Below are 22241 nucleotides of genomic sequence, written 5' to 3'. Positions count from 1 at the left end.
GCAGTTATCGATGGGAACGTTTAAATAAGGAATTGAAGCAGATGAAATTACGCGTAATCGCTCTGGGCCTGTTGGCCACCTTTTCTTCAGCCAGCGTTCTGGCTGATGCTTCCAGTGATCTGCAACAGCGCCTGAACAAGGTCAGCAGCTTCCACGCCAGCTTCACCCAAAAAGTGACCGACAGCAGCGGCGCGAATGTGCAGGACGGCGAAGGCGAATTGTGGGTAAAACGTCCCAGCCTGTTTAACTGGCACATGACCGCGCCGGACGAAAGCATCATCATCTCCGACGGTAAATCGCTGTGGTTCTACAACCCGTTTGTTGAGCAGGCGACAGTCAGCCTGTTGCAGAATGCGACCAGCAACACGCCCTTTATGCTGATTGCCCGCAACCAGTCAAATGACTGGAAGCAGTACAATATCAAACAGCAGGGTGACAATTTTGAACTGACACCTAAGAACAGCGACGGCAACCTGAAACAGTTCACCATCCAGGTGACGTCCAGCGGGACCATCAACCGCTTCAGTGCTATCGAGCAGGATGGCCAGCGCAGCGATTACCAGCTGAAAAGCCAGCAGAATGGCGCTATCAGCCCGGATAAATTCACGTTCACACCGCCAAAAGGCGTGACGGTGGACGACCAACGTCAGTGAGGTCACGGTGAGTAACCTGTCCCTGGATTTTTCCACCGAAAATTTCAAACCTCTGGCCGCGCGTATGCGGCCAGAAACATTGAAACAGTACATTGGTCAGCAGCATCTGCTGGGCGCAGGCAAACCTCTGCCGCGCGCGATTGAAGCAGGGCACCTGCATTCAATGATCCTGTGGGGACCTCCCGGGACCGGCAAGACCACGCTGGCTGAGATCATTGCCCATTACGGTAACGCCGATGTGGAGCGTATTTCGGCCGTCACCTCCGGCGTAAAAGAGATCCGTGAGGCGATTGAGCGGGCCCGTCAGAATAAACATGCCGGGCGGCGCACGATCCTGTTTGTGGACGAGGTCCATCGGTTCAACAAGAGCCAGCAGGATGCCTTTCTGCCCCATATCGAAGATGGCACCATTACCTTTATTGGTGCGACCACCGAAAACCCCTCTTTTGAACTTAACTCTGCGTTGTTGTCACGCGCCCGCGTTTACCTGCTGAAATCACTAACCCTGGAAGATATTGAGCAGGTGCTGGATCAGGCGATGCAGGATAAAGCGCGAGGTTATGGGGACAGTGACATCGTGCTGCCGGACAACACACGCAGGATGATCGCTGAACTGGTTAATGGTGATGCACGTCGGGCGCTGAACACGCTGGAGATGATGGCTGATATGGCCGAAATCACCGCATCAGGTCAGCGAGAACTGACGCCGCAGCTGCTTAACGAAGTCTCTGGTGAGCGATCCGCGCGGTTTGATAATAAAGGCGATCGTTTTTACGATCTGATTTCTGCACTGCACAAATCGGTACGCGGCTCCGCACCGGATGCGGCGCTCTACTGGTATGCGCGCATTATCACTGCGGGCGGCGATCCGCTCTATGTGGCTCGTCGGTTGCTGGCAATCGCCTCCGAAGATGTCGGCAACGCCGATCCGCGCGGTATGCAGGTGGCGATTGCGGCCTGGGATTGCTTCACGCGCGTCGGTCCGGCAGAAGGGGAGCGTGCGATTGCCCAGGCCATTGTTTATCTGGCTTGCGCGCCTAAAAGTAATGCGGTCTACAACGCGTTTAAAGCCGCAATGCGTGATGCGCGCGACCATCCCGATTACGATGTGCCGGAACATCTGCGCAATGCCCCGACTAAGCTGATGAAAGAGATGGGCCTGGGTAAAGAGTACCGTTATGCCCATGATGAAACCAACGCCTATGCCGCGGGTGAAGTCTATTTTCCGCAGGAACTGGCCAGCGCGCGCTATTACACCCCAACCCAGCGCGGGCTTGAAGGCAAGATTGGTGAAAAGCTAAGCTGGCTGGCTGAGCAGGATCAAAATAGCCCGACAAAACGCTACCGCTGAAACAGACGTTACGGTAATGTGGGCAATGTTTTCAACGCATTCCGCTGGAATGCGTCCCTTCTTTCAACCAACTTTTTATACACAGGATAAGCATGCTCGATCCCAATCTGCTGCGTAACGAGCCAGACGCAGTCGCAGAAAAACTGGCACGCCGGGGATACAAACTGGATGTGGAAACGCTGCGTTCGCTTGAAGAGCGTCGCAAAGTGCTGCAGGTGGAAACAGAAAATCTGCAGGCAGAGCGTAACTCCCGATCCAAATCCATCGGTCAGGCCAAAGCACGTGGGGAAGACATCGAGCCGCTGCGTCAGGAAGTGAACGCGCTGGGCGAACGCCTGGATGCCGCAAAAGCAGAACTGGATGAACTGCAGAATCAAATCCGTGACTTCTCACTGGCACTGCCGAACATTCCGGCCGATGAAGTGCCGCTGGGCAAAGATGACAGCGAAAACCAGGAAGTGAGCCGCTGGGGTACCCCGCGCGAGTTCAGCTTCCCGGTTAAAGATCACGTTGAGCTGGGTGAAGCGGCTAAAGGCCTGGATTTTGCGTCTGCCGTGAAACTGACCGGTTCACGCTTTGTGGTCATGCAGGGGCAGATTGCCCGCCTGCACCGTGCACTGAGTCAGTTTATGATTGACCTGCACACCGAGCAGCATGGCTACCTTGAAACCTACGTGCCTTATCTGGTTAACCACGAAACGCTTTACGGTACCGGACAGCTGCCTAAGTTTGGCGAAGACCTGTTCCACACCCGTCCGCTGGAAGAGGAGTCAGACAGCAGCAACTATGCGTTGATTCCTACTGCGGAAGTGCCGCTGACTAACCTGGTGCGTGATGAGATCCTCGAAGAGGATAGCCTGCCGGTTAAACTGACTGCGCATACGCCGTGCTTCCGTTCTGAAGCGGGTTCTTACGGTCGTGACACGCGTGGCCTGATCCGTATGCACCAGTTCGACAAAGTTGAGATGGTGCAGATCGTCACGCCGGAGCAGTCAATGGATGCCCTGGAAGAGCTGACCGGTCACGCTGAGAAAGTGCTGCAGCTGCTGAACCTGCCATATCGTAAGGTTTTACTCTGCACCGGCGATATGGGCTTTGGATCGACTAAAACTTACGATCTGGAAGTCTGGCTACCGGCGCAGAATACCTATCGTGAAATTTCATCCTGTTCCAACATGGGTGATTTCCAAGCGCGTCGTATGCAGGCGCGTTGCCGCAACAAACAGGATAAGAAACCGCGTCTGGTTCATACCCTGAATGGCTCAGGGCTGGCCGTAGGCCGTACCCTGGTGGCGGTGCTGGAAAATTATCAGCAGGAAGATGGCCGCATCACTGTGCCTGAGGTTTTACGCCCCTATATGAATGGCGTCGAAATTATCGGCTAAGCAACAGTAACTCTCTGAACCCGGCCATGGCCGGGTTTTTTTATGTTATTGCTCCGGAAAAACTCTTCTGTCAGGCCTCATTTTAATCACAAATAAACGTTATCGATATCAGCCAGGCCGGAATGGCTAAAAACCTAGTTTTTCATAGAGATAGCATTTAGCGACCTGCCGCTTCTTACGATTGTAACCCACTGAAGATTAGTAAATTAAATTGTCGCACAGCAAAATGTGCTGCCGTTAAAGTTCGCCCATTGACTTTAAAAAGGCCAGTGGCAAACTGCGCGCAATTTCCTTCATTTGCTCTGGTTTCTATCCCCTATGTCAACCTGGTCACGCCCCGTGATATTGCTGCTTTGCGGCCTGATGTTAATGACGGTCGCAATCGCCGTGCTGAATACGCTCGTTCCACTGTGGCTGACGCATGACTTACTGACAACCTGGCAGGTGGGCATCGTAAGCTCCTCCTATTACACCGGTAACCTCGCAGGAACTCTGCTGGCTGGCTGGTTAATCAGGCATTACGGCTTCAACCGCAGCTACTACCTGGCTACCTTGATGTTTGCCGTCGCAACCCTGTGCCTGGCGATGATGTCGGGTTTCTGGGCATGGAGTTCAATGCGTTTCATCGCCGGTGTCGGCTGTGCGCTGATGTGGGTGGTGGTCGAGAGCGCACTTCTGTGCAGCGGAACGGTACGTAATCGGGGACAGCTGCTGGCGGCCTATATGGTTGTCTATTACATAGGCACCGTGACAGGCCAGTTGCTGGTCAGCAAACTGTCTACGGAATTACTCAGCGTGATCCCGTGGGTGACGTCGCTGGTCTTCTGCGCCGTGCTGCCGCTGGTCTTTACTCGCGTCTCCGCCAGCGGTGAAGCGACAGAAGCCGCTCCGGCCCGCATCTGGCCGATGCTGCGTCGCCGTAGCTCACGCCTGGGCATCAATGGCTGCATTATCTCTGGCATCCTTCTGGGCTCGCTTTATGGCCTGATGCCGCTTTACCTGTCACATCAGGGAATGAGTGATGCCAATGTGGGTTACTGGATGGCGTTGCTGGTCAGCGCAGGCATTGTGGGCCAGTGGCCCATTGGCCGTCTGGCCGATCGTTTTGGTCGCATGCTGGTGCTGCGAGTCCAGGTCTTTGTAGTTATCCTGGGTGCGATGGCCATGTTAACCAATGCCGCGATGGCACCAGCGCTGTTTGTTCTGGGGCTGGCAGGCTTCACACTCTATCCGGTGGCGATGTCCTGGGCTTGCGAGACGGTCGCACATCATGAACTGGTAGCGATGAATCAGGCACTGCTGATGAGTTATACCGTGGGCAGTCTGGCTGGACCGGCAATGACCTCTGTTCTGATGCAGAATTATTCTGACCAGCTGCTGTTCGTGATGATCGCTGCTGTGGCGCTGATTTATCTGGTGATGCTGCTGCGCAAAGCGAATCATCAGGCTACGCCAGTGGCACATGCCTGATCGCTGAACAGCAAAAAGGGAGCGTTAAGCTCCCTTTTTTTGTGGCAGATTCTTCAGTACATCACTTCGTGGCCATAGCTGGCGAGAATGTTTTTCACGCGATCCATTGTCTCTTTGCTCGGTGGCTTCACCCCGTCCAGCTTGTACTCTTCACCCATCGCAATCCATTTATGCTTACCCAGCTCATGATAGGGCAGCAATTCAATCTTCTCAACGTTCTCCATGTCACGCGTGAATTCACCCAAGCGATGCGCGGTGTCATCATCGTCGGAATAGCCGGGCACCACGACAAAACGGATCCATGTCCGTTTGCCTTTTTTCTGCAGGTAACGGGCAAAGTCCAGCGTACGGTGATTGGAGACACCCACCAGAATCTGATGCACGTCGTCATTCATCTGTTTCAGGTCGAGCATCACTAAGTCGGTAACGTCGAGCAGTTCATCGATCACCGGATCATAGCGGCGTACGAAGCCGTTGGTGTCGAGACAGGTATGAATACCTTCGGCCTTGCAGGCACGGAACCAGTCGCGCACAAATTCAGCCTGGAGAATGGCTTCACCGCCTGAGGCCGTGACGCCGCCACCAGAGGCGTTCATAAAATGGCGATAGGAGAGTACATCCGCCATCAGCGCTTCGACGCTGATCTCTTTGCCACCGTGAGTATCCCAGGTGTCGCGGTTGTGACAGTAGAGGCAGCGCATCAGGCAGCCCTGGAAGAAGGTGATAAAACGGATACCGGGACCATCGACGGTGCCGCAGGATTCAAATGAGTGGATACGACCGTTAACTGACATTGCGATGTTTTCTCCAGTAAGTCTGCCGGGACAGACGGCGCAATCTCTGTTGCGCTCAGGGCAGGAAATCGATTCTGGTGGGAACCTTGATGGAGATGACCACCAGAACAGACTTTTAATTAAAAGGCTCCGCGAGGAGCCTTTTTTATCAGGTAGAGCAGTAATTACAGTGACTTAGTGAAGGTTCGGGTAATCACATCCTGCTGCTGCTCTTTAGTCAGTGAGTTAAAGCGCACAGCGTAACCGGAAACGCGAATGGTCAGTTGCGGATATTTCTCTGGATGTTCCATCGCATCCAGCAGCATTTCACGGTTCATAACGTTAACGTTGAGGTGCTGACCGCCTTCGATGCTGGCTTCGTGATGGAAGTAACCATCCATCAGACCGGCAAGGTTGGTTTTCCGCACGTTATCATCTTTACCCAGCGCGTTTGGTACGATTGAGAAGGTATAGGAGATACCATCTTTCGCATAGGCAAACGGCAGTTTCGCGACGGAAGTCAGTGAGGCAACTGCACCTTTCTGGTCACGACCATGCATCGGGTTAGCACCTGGTCCAAACGGCGCGCCAGCGCGACGTCCATCTGGTGTGTTACCGGTTTTCTTACCATATACCACGTTCGAGGTAATGGTCAGAACAGACTGAGTTGGCACGGCATTACGATAGGTGTTCAGCTGCTGAATTTTCTTCATGAAGCGTTCAACCAGATCGCAGGCCAGGTCATCTACCCGTGAGTCGTTGTTACCGAACTGCGGATATTCGCCTTCAATGTCGAAGTCGATGGCCAGACCATCTTCGTCACGAATTGGTTTCACTTTGGCATATTTAATGGCAGAAAGTGAATCCGCAGCGACGGAGAGACCCGCGATACCACAGGCCATAGTGCGGTAGACATCCCGATCATGTAAGGCCATCAGCGCCGCTTCGTAGCTGTATTTATCATGCATGTAGTGAATGATGTTCAGCGAAGTCACATACTGTTTTGCCAGCCAGTCCATGAAGTGATCCATACGCTCCATGACGGTGTCGAAATCCAGTACGTCGTCGCTGATTTTGTCGCCTTTCGGTCCAACCTGCATTTTCAGCTTTTCATCCACGCCGCCGTTGATTGCGTAGAGCAGCGTTTTCGCCAGGTTGGCACGTGCGCCAAAGAACTGCATTTGTTTGCCGACAATCATCGGGCTCACGCAGCAGGCGATTGCGTAGTCATCATTGTCGAAATCAGCACGCATCAGGTCATCGTTCTCATACTGCAAAGATGAGGTATCGATAGAGACTTTAGCGGCATATTTTTTGAAATTAATTGGCAGTTTTTCTGACCACAGGATGGTCATGTTCGGCTCAGGTGAAGGACCCATGGTGTAGAGAGTATTCAGGAAGCGGAACGTACTTTTTGAGACCAGGGTACGACCATCAACGCCCATACCAGCCAGGGATTCCGTTGCCCAGATTGGGTCACCTGAGAACAGCTCATCATATTCAGGTGTACGCAGGAAGCGAACCATACGCAGTTTCATCACCAGATGGTCAATCAGTTCCTGAGCCTGCTCTTCAGTCAGTTTACCGGCTTTAAGGTCACGTTCGATATAAACATCAAGGAAGGTTGAGACGCGGCCAAATGACATGGCAGCACCGTTTTGTGATTTAACTGCAGCCAGGTAGCCATAGTAAGTCCACTGTACTGCTTCAACCGCATTGGTAGCCGGACCGGAGATGTCATGGCCATATTTTGCTGCCATCTCTTTAATCTGGGCCAGCGCATGATGCTGATCAGAAATCTCTTCACGCAGACGAATAGTCGCTTCCAGATTAACGCCATTCTCTAAATCTTCCTGCAGTGAGGCGAACTGAGCGAATTTATCCGCCATCAGGAAATCGATGCCGTACAGCGCCACACGACGATAGTCACCGATAATACGGCCACGGCCATAAGCATCAGGAAGGCCGGTCAGGATACCTGATTTACGGCAGCGCAAAATGTCCGGTGTATAAACATCGAACACGCCCTGGTTGTGCGTTTTGCGATATTCGGTGAAGATTTTTTTCAGTGAAGGGTCGAGTTCACGGCCATACACTTTGCATGACCCTTCGACCATTTTGATGCCGCCATAAGGAATGATGGCGCGTTTTAATGGCGCTTCGGTCTGCAGACCAACAATTTTTTCCAGTGGCTTAATGATGTAACCCGCGTCGTGCGAGGTAATGGTTGAGGCGAGATCGGTGTCGAAGTCGACTGGCGCGTGGGTGCGGTTCTCAATTTTGATGCCTTCCAGCACGCTTTCCCACAGTTTGGTGGTCGCTTCGGTGGCACCCGCCAGGAATGACTCGTCACCTTCATATGGGGTGTAGTTTTTCTGAATGAAGTCGCGCACATTGACGCTATTCTGCCATTCGCCTTCAGCAAATCCTTCCCATGCTGAAGCCAGTTTTGCATTAAGTTCGGTCATAATATACCTGCCTTATATGAGGAGACTTTACGGTCGGGCACAGCCAACTTCCTGTGCCGTCAAAAATGCGTTTAATGAACCTGGTCACCTTTACGGAGATAGATAACCCAGTAGGTCAACCCAACCAGAACGCCGCCGCCGATAATGTTTCCGATGGTCACGGGAATCAGGTTGTCGATAATAAAGTTACTGAGGGTCAGCGAGTGAAACTGTGCCGCCGTGGTGCCAGCTGCCTGCCAGAATTCAGGTGTCGCGAAGTCACGAATAGCAATGGCATAGGGTATAAGAAACATGTTGGCGATACTGTGTTCGAAACCGCTTGCGACAAACATCGCAACAGGCAGAATCATCACGACCAGCTTATCGGTCAGGGTGCGGCCTGAGTAACTCATCCAGACGGCGAGACAGACCAGCAGATTGGCCAATGTACCCAGACAAACCGCCTCTATGAAGGTGTGATGCATCTTGTGGTCGGCGGTTTGCAGGACATTTAATCCCCAGGCACCATTCGCGACCATGTGCTGTCCGGCAAACCACATCAGGGCGACAAAGAAGAGTGCACCTGCAAGGTTACCGGCGTAAACGTTAATCCAGTTGCGGGCCAGCTGTCCCCAGCTGATGCGGCCACTGGCTTTGGCGACAACGATTAATACAGTAGAGGTAAAAAGGTCGGCACCACATACCACGACCAGCATTAAGCCGAGTGAAAAGCAGATACCTCCAATCAGTTTGGCTATGCCATAGGGCATCGCGCCGCTACCGGTGGTCGCTGTAATATAAAAAACGAATGCGATTGAGATAAATACGCCGGCGTTTATTGCCAGAAAGAAGGTCGTAAAAGGATGTTTGGTTGCTTTATAGATACCCGCGTCTTCGGCCACTTTCGCCATCGCGGCGGGTAATAAAAGATTAAAAGGGTTGTCAGTTTTCACACTAACTTACTCCTGAAGTTGTCTGAAAAAATACTAACAAAGGAGTATAGGTCAGTAATTGATATGGATCATGTTTGCCAGGGTGGTAACCCACTGGTCGCAAATTAATGAGAAAATAATGAGCTAACCAACTGAATATAAACAAATAAATTTATTTTAAAAATACAAAAATATTTTAATATAAAGTGATGCGCCACTTTTTTTGTTCAGGCTGTGTTATTAATTAATGGCTTATATGTTAATTAAAATGATGTGATGTAATAGGAAGGAATTTTAAAGTAGCTAATGTTTCATAGAGAAAGTGGGGAATGATGGCACCAGATAAATCCAGTGCCATGGTTAGCCGTCTGCTTTCAGTCTGACGCGTTATGGCTTACGCGTTTTTCCAGTAGTGACGTTTGGCGTTTTGCAGTTTTTCGTAGGCGGCAAGCAGAGACTGATGGGCAGGGAAGGCCTGCAGCTCATCATCAACAGCCTGAAGGCCATTAAACGGATTCTCACCACTGATCGCGGCGGAGGCTGCTTCCATTGCGCTCTCACCATACATCCGCAGGAAAGCGTGATGATACTGCAACGGATCACGCTCATCTTCCATAGCCAGTAACAGCAGGGTCTGCAGGCAACGATAGTAGTTAGCGCGCTCTGGCGTAAAGATTGAGCTGTTAAACTCCATCGTCCATTCTGTCCAGATCAATGCCTGATCCAGATCGCCGCCCGCCAGCGCCAGCATCGCTTTTAATTCGCCAACACGCAGCGTGTACCAGCCATTATCTTTACCGGTCGCCAGACCCAGCAGCTCACGAACGCGGGTGAAGTCATCAAAGCCTTCATCATCAAGCTGTCCAATCAGATCCAGATACTCTTCCGGGTTCCAGTTGCTGTCAGGCAGGGCCAGCAGGGTTTCACGCATGCCCGCTCCCATGCTGTTGTTCGCCAGGAACAGATCTTCTGCCGGGTAGATATCAGACATGCCTGGCACGATGATGCGGCAGGCATAGACACCCAGATGCTCGTAGTCTGCAATATAGACTTCCTGATCTTCCGAGGCGAAGATTGCCATCAGCGTGGCGAATTCCTGTTCGGTGCTGCCCGCGAATGACCAGTCGACAAAAGGATAATCCGCAGTTTCTTTAAACAGATCCCAGGAGATCAGGCCGCTTGAATCGATGAAGTGTGTTTCAAGGTTGGCATGCTCAGCCACTTCTTCGTCATCAAAGGTCGGTGGAGTAAACACATCCAGATCTTTGAGGCTTCGGCCCTGCAGCAACTCGGTAACGGTACGCTCCAGCGCCACACCGAAATCAGGGTGAGCACCAAATGAGGCAAAACAGGTTCCGTTGGTTGGGTTAAACAGCACCACGCAGATAACCGGATATTTACCGCCGAGAGAGGCGTCATAAGCGAAAATCGGGAAGCCTTCCGCTTCAAGACGTGCAATGGCTTCGATCACCTCAGGATAACGCTGCATCACGTCATCAGGAATCGCAGGCAGGCTGATCGCTTCAGCAATAATGCGGTTTTTAATATAGCGCTCAAACACTTCAGACAGCCCCTGAACACGCGCTTCGTTCGCGGTATTACCTGCCGACATGCCGTTTGAGACATAGAGGTTGCCGATAATATTCATCGGGATATAGACAGTCTGCTGGTCGGACTGACGGGTAAAGGGCAGGGCGCAGATACCACGTTCAGTATTCCCGGACTGCAGATCAATCAGGCCGGAAGCCGTCAGGGCATTATCGGGATCGTAAAATGCGCGCAGGCGTGGATCCAGAATACCTTCAGGTAAGGACTCATCATCAGGTAACGCAAACCATTTTTCATTGGGATAGTGAACAAAATCGCCGTTAGCGATCTTTTTTCCCAGCCAGAAGTCAGCAAAGAAATAGTTAGTTGAGAGACGCTCGAAATACTCGCCAAGCGCGGAGGCCAGCGCCGCTTTTTTACTGGCGCCCTTGCCGTTGGTAAAACAGAGCGGGCAATCGCGGTCGCGGATATGCACTGACCAGACATGGGGGACAGGATTCAGCCAGGATGCTTCTTCAATGTTAAAGCCAAGATCCTGCAGCTTGTTCTGGAAACGCGCAATGGAGTCTTCCAGTGCGGCATCTTTGCCCGGGATAAATGTTTGCGTCATAGTGCCGCTCTCTCAGTTGTCATAGGGTGCGTAAAGCGCGCAATGATACGGATTTTGCTAACAGACCGCTATCAGGGCGGGACATTTTTACCGGCTTACTTTACCGGCTTAGTTTTCATCACTTTCGCTCTAAGGCCAAACGCGAATTAATGGCGCTGGATAAAGCCTCACAAAATTCCGCGCAGATTTGCATTGGTAACATAACCTCCGGCGAGCCAGATTCAGAAAATGTGACCGCTCCCTGATTTATGATTGCAGCTATCAGAATGCAGTGATAAAACCGGATGGTTATTCATAACCGTTCGATATGACAGTGGTGAGGGGAAATGACGCAAGTTTATAATTTTAGCTCTGGCCCGGCGATGCTACCGGTTGAAGTGCTTCGTCGTGCAGAACAGGAACTGACGAACTGGCGCGGTCTGGGTACCTCTGTAATGGAGATCAGTCACCGCAGTAAAGAGTTTATTCAGGTGGCTGAAGAAGCGGAGCAGGACTTCCGTGATCTGCTAAAAATACCGTCGAATTACAAAGTTTTATTCTGTCATGGCGGGGCGCGTGCGCAGTTCGCTGCCGTACCGGGAAATCTGCTGGGTAAAGCGACCAGTGCCGACTATGTTGATGGCGGTTACTGGGCGCATAGCGCAATAAAAGAAGCGGAAAAGTATTGTTCCCCACGCACGCTTGATGTCAAAACAACGCGCGACGGTAAACGAGCCATCCTGCCGATGAGCGAATGGGAGGTGAGTGAGACGTCCGCTTACCTGCATTTCTGCCCGAATGAAACCATTGATGGCATCGCGATTGACGAACAGCCCGACTTTGGCAGTAAAACCGTTGTTGCTGATTTCTCATCCACCATTCTGTCACGCCCTATCGATGTGAGTCGTTACGGTGTGATTTATGCGGGTGCGCAGAAAAATGTGGGCCCGGCCGGATTAACGCTGGTTGTCGTTCGCGAAGATCTGCTGGGTCAGGCGCACACCTCTGTGCCCTCAATCCTCGATTACAAAGTGCTGGCCGATAACGATTCGATGTTTAACACCCCGCCGACTTTTGCGTGGTATCTCTCAGGGCTGGTGTTTAAATGGCTGAAAGAGAAGGGCGGTGTGGCTGAAATTGATCGTATCAATCAGGCAAAATCTGACCTGCTTTATGGCGTAATCGATCACAGTGGCTTCTATCGTAATGATGTGGCAACAGAAAACCGCTCACGCATGAACATCCCTTTCCAGCTGGCCGATGCTTCACTCGATGCGCTGTTCCTGGAAGAGTCGTTTAAGGCGGGATTACACGCGCTTAAAGGCCATCGTGTAGTAGGCGGTATGCGCGCCTCTATTTATAATGCGATGCCGCTGGAAGGTGTGAAGGCCCTGACCGATTTCATGGTCGATTTTGAACGCCGTCACGGCTGATTATTAAGATATCAGCATTGATGCTGATGCCAGACCTCGTCACACGGCGAGGTCTCTGTATTTTTTGAGGATTTCGTTTCACATGCAGGACTCCCTGACTCTCCAACCGATTGCGCGCGTCAACGGCACGGTAAATCTGCCCGGCTCAAAGAGCGTTTCCAATCGTGCATTGCTGCTGGCTGCTCTGGCTAAAGGTACAACCCGTCTCACCAACCTGCTCGACAGCGACGACGTTAAGCACATGCTGAATGCGCTGACCGCACTTGGCGTAAGCTATACGCTTTCCAGCGATCGCACCCTGTGTGAAGTGACGGGAAATGCCGGACCACTGCACGCATCTCAACCGCTGTCACTGTTTCTGGGCAATGCCGGAACCGCAATGCGTCCGCTGGCCGCGGCGCTTTGTCTGGGCCAGCACGATATCGAACTGACCGGCGAACCCCGCATGAAAGAGCGTCCAATCGGGCATCTGGTTGACGCACTTCGTCAGGGCGGAGCAACCATTGAGTACCTGGAAAACGAAAACTACCCGCCGCTGCGTTTACGCGGTGGTTTTACCGGGGGTGAAGTCAGTGTGGATGGCAGCGTTTCCAGCCAGTTCCTGACCGCGCTGCTGATGACCGCGCCGCTGGCACAGCAGGATACCTGCATCACCATCAAAGGTGATTTGGTGTCGAAACCTTACATCGATATTACCCTTAATCTGATGCAGTGCTTTGGCGTCGAGGTTGAGAATCAGAACTATCAGCGCTTCCTGATCAAGGGACAGCAACAGTATCAGTCGCCGGGTGATTACCTGGTTGAAGGCGATGCCTCTTCCGCTTCCTATTTCCTGGCCGCTGCCGCTATAAAAGGCGGAACGGTTCGCGTCACCGGGATTGGACGCCAGAGTGTGCAGGGTGACATCCGGTTTGCTGACGTGCTGGAAAAGATGGGCGCGACGATTGAGTGGGGCGATGATTACATTGCCTGTACGGCCGGCAAACTGCAGGCCATCGATATGGACATGAACCATATTCCGGATGCTGCAATGACCATCGCGACTACGGCGCTATTTGCAGAGGGCACCACCCGGTTACGCAATATTTATAACTGGCGGGTAAAAGAGACCGATCGACTGAGCGCAATGGCCACAGAGCTGCGTAAAGTCGGGGCAGAAGTCGAAGAGGGCCATGACTACATCCGCATTACGCCGCCAGCGACGCTGATTCATGCGGATATTGGCACCTACAATGACCACCGCATGGCGATGTGTTTCTCTCTGGTTGCACTTTCTGATACCCCGGTGACCATTCTCGATCCTGGCTGTACTGCAAAAACCTTCCCGGACTATTTCGTTCAACTGGCTAAAATCAGCCAGAGCGCCTGATATCTCCCTTTCCGGTGCGGTTCGCACCGGAACTCCCCTGATTTTATCTGGCTGTAACAGGCCAGAGATCCTCTGAATTGACTAAGATTACGAACCTGATCAGTGCGAAAGGGTAACCAAGCCGTGCTATGCAGCGTATAATGCTAGTCATTAATGGTGACCGAAAGGTCAGGAAGCACGCAGCAACAGGAGGGAATAATGACAGTAACTGCCCCGGTCATAACTATTGATGGGCCAAGTGGAGCGGGAAAGGGAACCCTGTGCAAAGCGATGGCGGAATCGCTGCAGTGGCATCTGCTGGACTCCGGTGCTATTTATCGCGTGCTGGCGTTGGCCGCATTGCATCATCAGGTGGAGATTGAATCTGAAGAAGCGCTGGTGCCGATTGCCGCTCACCTGGATGTGCGCTTTGTGTCACAAAATGGTGAAATGCAGGTCATACTTGAAGGTGAAGATGTCACCGGTGAAATCCGTACTCAGGAGGTCAGCAACACCGCTTCTCGTGTTGCCGCTTTTCCCCGGGTACGCGAAGCGTTATTGCGCCGCCAGCGCGGTTTCCGCGAGATGCCTGGCCTGATTGCTGATGGCCGTGATATGGGCACCGTGGTTTTTCCGGATGCGCCAGTGAAAATTTTCCTTGATGCCAGCCCGGAAGAGCGTGCTCAGCGCCGTATGCTACAGTTGCAGGATAATGGCTTTAATGTTAACTTTGACCGCCTTTTAGCCGAGATAAAAGAACGCGACGACCGCGATCGTAATCGCGCAATTGCGCCTTTAGTAGCCGCTGGCGATGCATTGGTTCTGGACTCTACCGAGATGTCTATCGATCAAGTCATTGAAAAAGCGCTACAATATGCCCGCGAGAAGCTGGGTATTACGGCTTAACTGAATCTACCACCCTGTACCATGGATCCGGTGCCGGGCATGTGAAACAACCCCATCCGACATGAAGTCAGATGGACGTTAAATTGAAGAATCCTGAAGATTATCAATATGACTGAATCTTTTGCTCAACTATTTGAAGAATCCTTAAAAACAATCGAAACCCGCCCGGGTTCTATCGTTCGTGGCATCGTCGTTTCTATCGACAAAGATGTCGTTCTGGTTGATGCGGGTCTGAAATCTGAATCTGCAATTCCTGCAGAGCAGTTCAAGAACGCAGCCGGCGAACTGGAAATCCAGGTAGGCGACGAAGTTGATGTTGCTCTGGATGCAGTGGAAGACGGCTTCGGTGAAACCCTGCTGTCCCGTGAGAAAGCTAAGCGCCATGAAGCATGGATCACGCTGGAGAAAGCTTACGAAGACGCTGAAACTGTTACCGGTGTTATCAACGGCAAAGTTAAAGGCGGCTTCACAGTTGAGCTCAACGGTATCCGTGCGTTCCTGCCAGGTTCACTGGTAGATGTGCGTCCGGTGCGCGATACGCTGCACCTGGAAGGCAAAGAGCTTGAATTCAAAGTGATCAAGCTGGATCAGAAACGCAACAACGTCGTGGTTTCACGTCGTGCGGTTATCGAATCCGAAAACAGCGCAGAGCGCGATCAGCTGCTGGAAAACCTGCAGGAAGGCATGGAAGTCAAAGGTATCGTTAAGAACCTGACTGACTACGGTGCATTCGTTGATCTGGGCGGCGTTGATGGCCTGCTGCACATCACTGACATGGCATGGAAACGCGTTAAGCATCCAAGCGAAATCGTCAACGTGGGCGACGAAATCACCGTTAAGGTGCTGAAGTTCGACCGCGAGCGTACCCGTGTTTCTCTGGGTCTGAAGCAGCTGGGCGAAGATCCATGGGTTGCTATCGCTAAACGCTATCCGGAAGGCACCCGCCTGACCGGTCGTGTTACCAACCTGACTGATTACGGCTGCTTCGTGGAAATCGAAGAAGGCGTTGAAGGTCTGGTACACGTGTCTGAAATGGACTGGACCAACAAAAACATCCATCCGTCTAAAGTTGTTAATGTAGGCGACGTGGTTGAAGTTATGGTTCTGGACATTGACGAAGAGCGTCGTCGTATCTCCCTGGGTCTGAAGCAGTGTAAATCTAACCCATGGCAGCTGTTCGCTGAGACGCACAACAAAGGCGATCGTGTTGAAGGTAAAATCAAGTCAATCACTGACTTCGGTATCTTCATCGGCCTGGATGGCGGCATCGACGGTCTGGTTCACCTGTCTGACATCTCCTGGAACGCGACTGGCGAAGAAGCCGTTCGTGAGTACAAAAAAGGCGACGAAATCGCTGCCGTTGTACTGCAGGTTGATGCAGAGCGCGAGCGTATCTCTCTGGGCGTTAAACAGCTGGCAGAAGATCCGTTCAACAACTACATCACTTTGAACAAGAAAGGTGCCATCGTCACCGGTAAAGTGACTGCAGTTGATGCTAAAGGTGCTACAGTTGAATTAGCAGACGGCGTTGAGGGTTACCTGCGCGCTTCTGAAGCTTCACTGGACCGCATTGAAGATGCAACTCTGGTTCTGAACGTTGGCGACGACGTTGAAGCTAAGTTCACCGGCGTTGATCGTAAAAACCGTGTCGTAAGCCTGTCTGTCCGTGCGAAAGACCAGGCTGATGAGAAAGAAGCTATCAATACTGTTAACACCAAACAGGAAGAAGGCAATTTCTCTAGCGCTATGGCTGAAGCGTTCAAAGCGGCTAAAGGCGAGTAATCGGCCTGAAGCACCGGGTGGGCAACCACCCGGTTTCGGTAAAAGCTGTCATACATTCCCATAGGGATAAACCGGAGGTTACATGACCAAGTCAGAACTGATCGAAAGACTGGCGGGACAGCATACTCATATACCGGCGAAAGTCGTTGAGGATGCAGTAAAAGAGATGCTTGAGCACATGGCCACTACGCTGGCACAGGGCGAACGCATCGAAATCCGGGGATTCGGCAGCTTTTCTTTGCACTATCGCGCTCCGCGTACTGGACGTAACCCGAAAACGGGTGACAAAGTGGATCTGGAAGGTAAATACGTTCCCCACTTTAAGCCGGGCAAAGAGCTGCGCGATCGCGCAAATATCTACGGCTAAGCCGATACCGAACCAGATAAACGACATCTCCGGATGTCGTTTTTTTTTGCCTGCGATTCAGGCTCAGACCTGACATCCGGATTGCTGTCATCAACACTGCAACACCGCACTCTCTTTGTGAGAGCGCTCCAGCCTGCCTGATCATCCGCTGTTACTTTCATCTCCTTTGCCCAGAATAATCGAACTGAATCAATGGATACGATTATGCTGACATGGACCGTTCTGGCGCGACTGGCGATCGTTGCAACGTTACCGCTAATGCTGATGGCCCGGCTGCCTTCCGGTGAGGTGATGTGGGGCTTCCTCCTCACAGGACTGGCTCTGCTGCATTGCCCTTACCAACCCGTCCGTCTGGCCGGTATTACTCTGCTGTTGCTGGCATGGGCCTGTAACGACGCCCGTCTGATAGTGCGGGATATCGAAAAGTTCTCGGCGCGTCCTGCCACCTACACCCTTCAGATCAGTGAACTGCGGAAAGAGCGGAAGCAAATCCGGGTTCGTCTGCTGAAAGAGGAGGGCAGGATGATTTTTCCGCCTCGCTTTGCCTGGATCTGGTTTGATGCTGATCCGGAGGTCTACTGTCCAGGACAACGCTGGACGATGCAACTACGTCTGCGACCGGTACATGCCCGCCTTAATGAGGGCGATTTTGATGCGCAGCGTTTTGCACTGGCTAATAATACGCCGCTTCAGGGACGAATCCTTAAGCAGACTGCGGTAAGCGATCGCTGTGATAGCCGCTGGCGATTTATTTTATGGCATCGTGACAGGACCCGTGCAATGCCTGCACGTGCAACGCTGGAGGCACTGGCTTTTGGCATTCGGGATGAGATGAGCCAGCAGACGCGTCAGCTACTGCGGGATACCGGTACCGCGCATCTGATGGCGATATCGGGCATGCATATCGCCCTGGCCACCAGCACCGGCTGGATGATTGCGCGTGGGGTGCAATTTATCTTGCCAGCCCGTTATATCAGCTATCTTTTCCCCCTCATCGTGAGCTGGCTGTTTGCTGCAATCTATACCTGGCTCTCCGGTGCACAGCCTCCCGCAGAGCGTTCGCTGCTTGCCCTGACGCTATGGGCGATAACACGGTTTGCGGGTGTTCAGCTGAATAGCTGGCAGGTCTGGACGTTCTGTATTGCGTTGCTGCTGGTAACCGACCCGCTGACCGTGCTCTCTGACAGCTTCTGGCTCTCGGTACTGGCTGTGGGCATGCTGCTGGTCTGGTATCACTGGTTCCCGCTGCCTGCGGCGTTCCGTCGGCAACGGCGCTGGATTCCGGTACAGTTGCTGCATTTACAGGCGGGCATGATGATTTTAATGGTGCCGTTGCAGGTGGCGATTTTCAACGGCATCAGCCTGACTGCGCTGGTGGCGAATGTTGTCGCGATTCCGGTCGTCTCGTTTATTACCATGCCTCTGGTGACGCTCGCCCTGCTGCTGCCGGTGGCGCATTTATCTGGCATCTTCTGGGGAGCGGCCGATCTCTCTTTACGTGCACTGTTTCATTGCCTGACGTTGCTGCCACCAGGCTGGTGGCCGCTGAGTGGCACAACCTGGGTTACAGTCATGGTATGGGGCGGTCTGATTCTCTGGCGTGCGCAACTCTTTTTCTCTCTGCCGTTAAGCAGCGGCGCCTTAGCGCTGGCAATGATACTGAGTCGCCAGCCAGAACAGGAGCAGGGCTGGCGCATCGATATGCTGGATATCGGGCACGGTCTGAGTCTGGTGATCAGCCAGGGCGACGAGGCCGTGATGTATGACACCGGCCCGCGCTGGCAGAACGATAATGCAGGGAGTCGGGTGATCATTCCGTGGCTGGAGCGCAGGCAGTTACGATTAAAACAGGTCATCCTGAGTCATAAACATCTGGATCATACTGGCGGGCTGGAGGCGATTACTCAACGCTGGCCAGCGGTTGAAGTCAGAAGTGCGCTGGCTGATGAGGCACACTTACCCTGCGTACGGGGCACGCAGTGGCGCTGGCGGCAGCTCCACTTTCGGGTGGTCTGGCCGCTGACGGCCCCCCTGCCGGGCGGAAATAATGACTCCTGTGTGGTGATCGTCGATGATGGTCAGGTTCGTCTGATGTTAACCGGTGATATTGAAGCGAAAGCGGAACGCCAGCTGGTGGCGCTGGAGAAGCAGGGGTTGAAGGTCGATATTCTGCAGGTCCCGCACCACGGCAGCCGGACGTCGTCGACCTCATTGCTGCTGCGTAAAGCCGCAGGCCACACCGCTATCGCCTCGCTGGCACGCTACAATGCATGGCGTATGCCCGCGAAAAATGTGCTGGAAAACTATCGAACGGCCGGTTTTCACTGGCTGGATACGGGCCAGTCAGGACAAATCAGTATCAGGATAGAGCAGGGCAGAGCGCAGGTTTCCACCCTGCGGGAACAATTAATGCCCCGTTGGTATCATCAGTGGTTTGGCGTCAAACGCGAATCCAGGTAGAATGGCCGGCTATTTCCAACAGCGTGAATAAATAATGCATCAAGATAAAGATCTCTCTACGTGGCAGACGTTTCGCCGACTCTGGCCGATGATCGCGCCTAATAAAGCGGGATTAATTGCGGCCTCAGTCGCCCTGATTATTAATGCTGCGGGCGACGCCTTAATGCTCTCACTGTTGAAACCGTTACTGGATGATGGTTTTGGTAAAGCTGACAGATCGGTGATGCTGTGGCTGCCGTTAGTGGTTATTGGCCTGATGCTGGTACGCGGAGTCACCAGTTATATCTCCAGCTACTGCATCTCCTGGGTCTCTGGCAACGTCGTGATGAATATCCGCCGTCGTCTGTTCAGCCATATGATGGGCATGCCGGTTTCGTTTTTCGACCAGCAGTCAACCGGCACCCTGTTGTCACGCATTACTTACGATTCTGAGCAGGTCGCCTCCTCTTCTTCGGGCGCGCTGGTCACCGTAGTGCGTGAAGGGGCTTCCATTATTGGCCTGTTTATCATGATGTTCTACTACAGCTGGCAGCTGTCGCTGATCCTGATTGTACTGGCACCTATCGTCTCCTTTGCTATCCGCACCGTTTCTAAGCGCTTCCGCACCATCAGCAAAAGTATGCAGAACACTATGGGGCAGGTGACAACCAGCGCCGAACAGATGCTGAAAGGGCACAAAGAAGTGCTGATTTTTGGCGGACAGGACATTGAATCGGAGCGCTTTTCCCGCGTCAGTAACCGGATGCGTCAGCAGGGAATGAAACTGGTTTCAGCCTCCTCCATTTCCGATCCGATTATCCAGCTGATCGCGTCGCTGGCACTGGCTTTTGTGCTCTATGCCGCCAGCTTCCCCAGCGTCATGGATACCCTGACAGCCGGTACCATCACCGTGGTCTTCTCCTCGATGATTGCCCTGATGCGCCCGCTTAAGTCTCTGACCAACGTCAACGCCCAGTTCCAGCGTGGGATGGCGGCCTGTCAGACACTGTTCTCTATTCTGGATAGTGAGCAGGAAGTGGATAACGGTACGCGCGAAATCACCCGTGCTAAAGGGGATATTGAATTCCGTGATGTCACCTTTACCTACCCAGGCCGTGAAATTCCGGCACTGCGTAATATCAATCTGTCGCTGCCGGCAGGAAAAACGGTGGCGCTGGTGGGCCGTTCCGGTTCCGGTAAGTCTACGATGGCGAGCCTGCTGACCCGCTTTTATGATATCCAGCAGGGCGAAATCCTGCTGGACGGTCATGATCTGCGTGAGTACAGCCTGCGCTCATTGCGTAATCAGGTGGCGCTGGTGTCACAGAATGTGCACCTCTTCAACGACACGATTGCCAATAACATCGCGTATGCCCGCAGTGAGCAATACAGTCGTGAAGAGATCGAGCAGGCGGCCACCATGGCGCATGCCATGGACTTTATCAATAAAATGGATAAGGGCCTGGATACGATGATTGGCGAGAATGGCGTGCTGTTATCTGGCGGTCAGCGTCAGCGTATTGCCATTGCCCGTGCGTTGTTACGTGATTGCCCGATCCTGATCCTCGATGAAGCCACCTCGGCGCTGGATACCGAGTCTGAACGCGCGATTCAGTCTGCACTGGATGAGTTGCAGAAGAACCGTACCTCGCTGGTGATTGCGCACCGACTCTCTACCATCGAGAAAGCGGATGAAATCGTGGTAATTGAAGATGGCCAGATTGTTGAACGCGGTACGCATCAGGTGCTGTTAGCAGAACGCGGTGCCTATGCACAGCTGCACAAGATGCAATTCGGCCAATGATTGAACGTATCTGGAGTGGTCGCTCACCGCTATGGCTGCTGCTATGGCCATTCAGCCTGCTGTATGGTGCGATCACGGCCCTGATACGCTTCAGTTACAGGCGCGGCTGGCGTAAAAGCTGGCGTGCGCCTCTGCCGGTCGTGGTGGTAGGTAACCTGACTGCTGGCGGGAATGGAAAGACGCCGGTGGTCATCTGGCTGGTCGAGGCGTTACAGCAGCGCGGCCTGCGCGCTGGCGTGGTCTCCCGAGGATATGGTGGCAAGGCGGACCACTATCCCTTGCTGGTCACGGCGCAGACCCCCACCGAACAGGCCGGGGATGAGCCGGTATTGATCGCCCAGCGCACCGGGGCGCCGGTCGCGGTCGCCCCTCAACGGCGTCGGGCGATTGAGGCGTTACTGAAACAGGGTTCGCTGGATGTGATCATCACGGATGATGGCCTGCAACATTACGCCCTGCAGCGCGATCGCGAGATCGTGGTGGTTGATGGGGTCCGTCGTTTTGGTAATGGCTGGTGGTTGCCTGCCGGTCCGATGCGTGAACGTGCCGATCGTCTGCAGCAGGTCGATGCCGTGATCATTAACGGCGGCGAAGCACAGCCCGACGAGATTGCCATGCAACTTCAGCCCGGGCTGGCCACCAATCTGCTGACCGGTGAAACCTGCCCGCCGGAGCAACTGTGTGCGGTAGTCGCCATGGCCGGTATTGGTCATCCCCCGCGTTTTTTCACCACGCTGAAACAGCAGGGTATAACGCCGGTCGCAGAGATCGCCTTTGCCGATCATCACGCCTACAGCAAAGATGAACTGACCCGATTACTCCAGGCGGGGCAGCAACTGCTGATGACCGAAAAAGACGCGGTGAAATGCCGTCACTTTGCCCAGCCTGACTGGTGGTATTTGCCGGTCGATGCCCGTTTGACCGGTAACGCCGTGACGCCGTTACTGGATGACATTGAACAACTCTGTCGCCATATTTCCTGATACCCGCCCCCGTTCAGGTGAAGCCTGATAA

Annotated in this window: 16 protein-coding genes; 12 read left to right on the top strand and 4 right to left on the bottom strand. The window is 53.2% G+C overall.

Annotated elements, in window-relative coordinates; all coding sequences use genetic code 11:
- The first annotated feature begins 41 nt into the window (after positions 1-41).
- From lolA to ACVKSX_RS06540, 4 genes are all read left to right on the top strand, one after another.
- Entirely contained in the window at positions 42-653 is a 612-nt protein-coding gene (lolA, locus tag ACVKSX_RS06555; protein ID WP_003849334.1) for an outer membrane lipoprotein chaperone LolA, read from the top strand.
- Positions 654-660: 7 nt separating this feature from the next.
- A complete protein-coding gene (locus ACVKSX_RS06550) occupies positions 661-2004 on the top strand; it encodes a replication-associated recombination protein A (protein WP_033757131.1) in 1344 nt (447 codons plus the stop codon).
- Positions 2005-2096: 92 nt separating this feature from the next.
- Positions 2097-3389, top strand: a complete 1293-nt coding sequence (gene serS / locus ACVKSX_RS06545) for a serine--tRNA ligase (protein WP_010254930.1) — start codon at positions 2097-2099, stop codon at positions 3387-3389.
- Between the two features lie 318 nt (positions 3390-3707).
- Positions 3708-4859, top strand: coding sequence for an MFS transporter (locus ACVKSX_RS06540; RefSeq protein ID WP_010254932.1), 1152 nt, complete (start codon positions 3708-3710; stop codon positions 4857-4859).
- A gap of 53 nt (positions 4860-4912) precedes the next feature.
- On the opposite strand, the gene pflA is transcribed toward ACVKSX_RS06540, so the two are convergent.
- From pflA to ycaO, 4 genes are all read right to left on the bottom strand, one after another.
- Positions 4913-5653, bottom strand: a complete 741-nt coding sequence (gene pflA, locus ACVKSX_RS06535) for a pyruvate formate lyase 1-activating protein (protein ID WP_010669755.1) — start codon at positions 5651-5653, stop codon at positions 4913-4915.
- A 164-nt stretch (positions 5654-5817) separates the two neighbouring features.
- A complete protein-coding gene (gene pflB / locus ACVKSX_RS06530; protein ID WP_010254936.1) occupies positions 5818-8100 on the bottom strand; it encodes a formate C-acetyltransferase in 2283 nt (760 codons plus the stop codon).
- Between the two features lie 71 nt (positions 8101-8171).
- The gene (gene focA / locus ACVKSX_RS06525) at positions 8172-9032 is read right to left on the bottom strand and encodes a formate transporter FocA (RefSeq protein ID WP_010254939.1); all 861 of its coding nucleotides are present in this window, start codon (positions 9030-9032) and stop codon (positions 8172-8174) included.
- A gap of 373 nt (positions 9033-9405) precedes the next feature.
- On the bottom strand, positions 9406-11169 hold the full coding sequence (gene ycaO, locus ACVKSX_RS06520) for a 30S ribosomal protein S12 methylthiotransferase accessory factor YcaO (protein ID WP_010254940.1): 1764 nt from the start codon (positions 11167-11169) through the stop codon (positions 9406-9408).
- Positions 11170-11495: 326 nt separating this feature from the next.
- On the opposite strand from ycaO, the gene serC reads away from it, so the two are divergent.
- From serC to lpxK, 8 genes are all read left to right on the top strand, one after another.
- Entirely contained in the window at positions 11496-12581 is a 1086-nt protein-coding gene (gene serC, locus ACVKSX_RS06515; protein ID WP_235764911.1) for a 3-phosphoserine/phosphohydroxythreonine transaminase, read from the top strand.
- A gap of 82 nt (positions 12582-12663) precedes the next feature.
- Positions 12664-13950: a 3-phosphoshikimate 1-carboxyvinyltransferase gene (gene aroA, locus ACVKSX_RS06510; protein ID WP_010254943.1), complete on the top strand. Its 1287-nt coding sequence runs from the start codon at positions 12664-12666 to the stop codon at positions 13948-13950.
- A 198-nt stretch (positions 13951-14148) separates the two neighbouring features.
- Positions 14149-14835 (top strand): (d)CMP kinase, encoded by a 687-nt coding sequence (cmk, locus tag ACVKSX_RS06505; RefSeq protein ID WP_010254946.1) that lies wholly within the window; start codon positions 14149-14151, stop codon positions 14833-14835.
- A 108-nt stretch (positions 14836-14943) separates the two neighbouring features.
- Positions 14944-16617, top strand: a complete 1674-nt coding sequence (gene rpsA / locus ACVKSX_RS06500) for a 30S ribosomal protein S1 (RefSeq protein WP_003849352.1) — start codon at positions 14944-14946, stop codon at positions 16615-16617.
- 82 nt (positions 16618-16699) lie between these two features.
- Positions 16700-16984, top strand: coding sequence for an integration host factor subunit beta (gene ihfB / locus ACVKSX_RS06495; protein ID WP_003849360.1), 285 nt, complete (start codon positions 16700-16702; stop codon positions 16982-16984).
- A 204-nt stretch (positions 16985-17188) separates the two neighbouring features.
- Positions 17189-19444: a DNA internalization-related competence protein ComEC/Rec2 gene (locus ACVKSX_RS06490; protein ID WP_191919019.1), complete on the top strand. Its 2256-nt coding sequence runs from the start codon at positions 17189-17191 to the stop codon at positions 19442-19444.
- Between the two features lie 34 nt (positions 19445-19478).
- Complete coding sequence (msbA, locus tag ACVKSX_RS06485) at positions 19479-21227, top strand: lipid A ABC transporter ATP-binding protein/permease MsbA (protein ID WP_010669759.1); 1749 nt, start codon at positions 19479-19481, stop codon at positions 21225-21227.
- Positions 21224-22210, top strand: a complete 987-nt coding sequence (gene lpxK, locus ACVKSX_RS06480) for a tetraacyldisaccharide 4'-kinase (RefSeq protein ID WP_354438494.1) — start codon at positions 21224-21226, stop codon at positions 22208-22210. The genes msbA and lpxK overlap by 4 nt, the downstream gene beginning before the upstream one ends.
- Positions 22211-22241: the final 31 nt, after the last annotated feature.

The organism is Pantoea sp. PvP021 (genome assembly GCF_054056055.1).
This window is presented reverse-complemented; position numbering and strand designations above follow the sequence as displayed.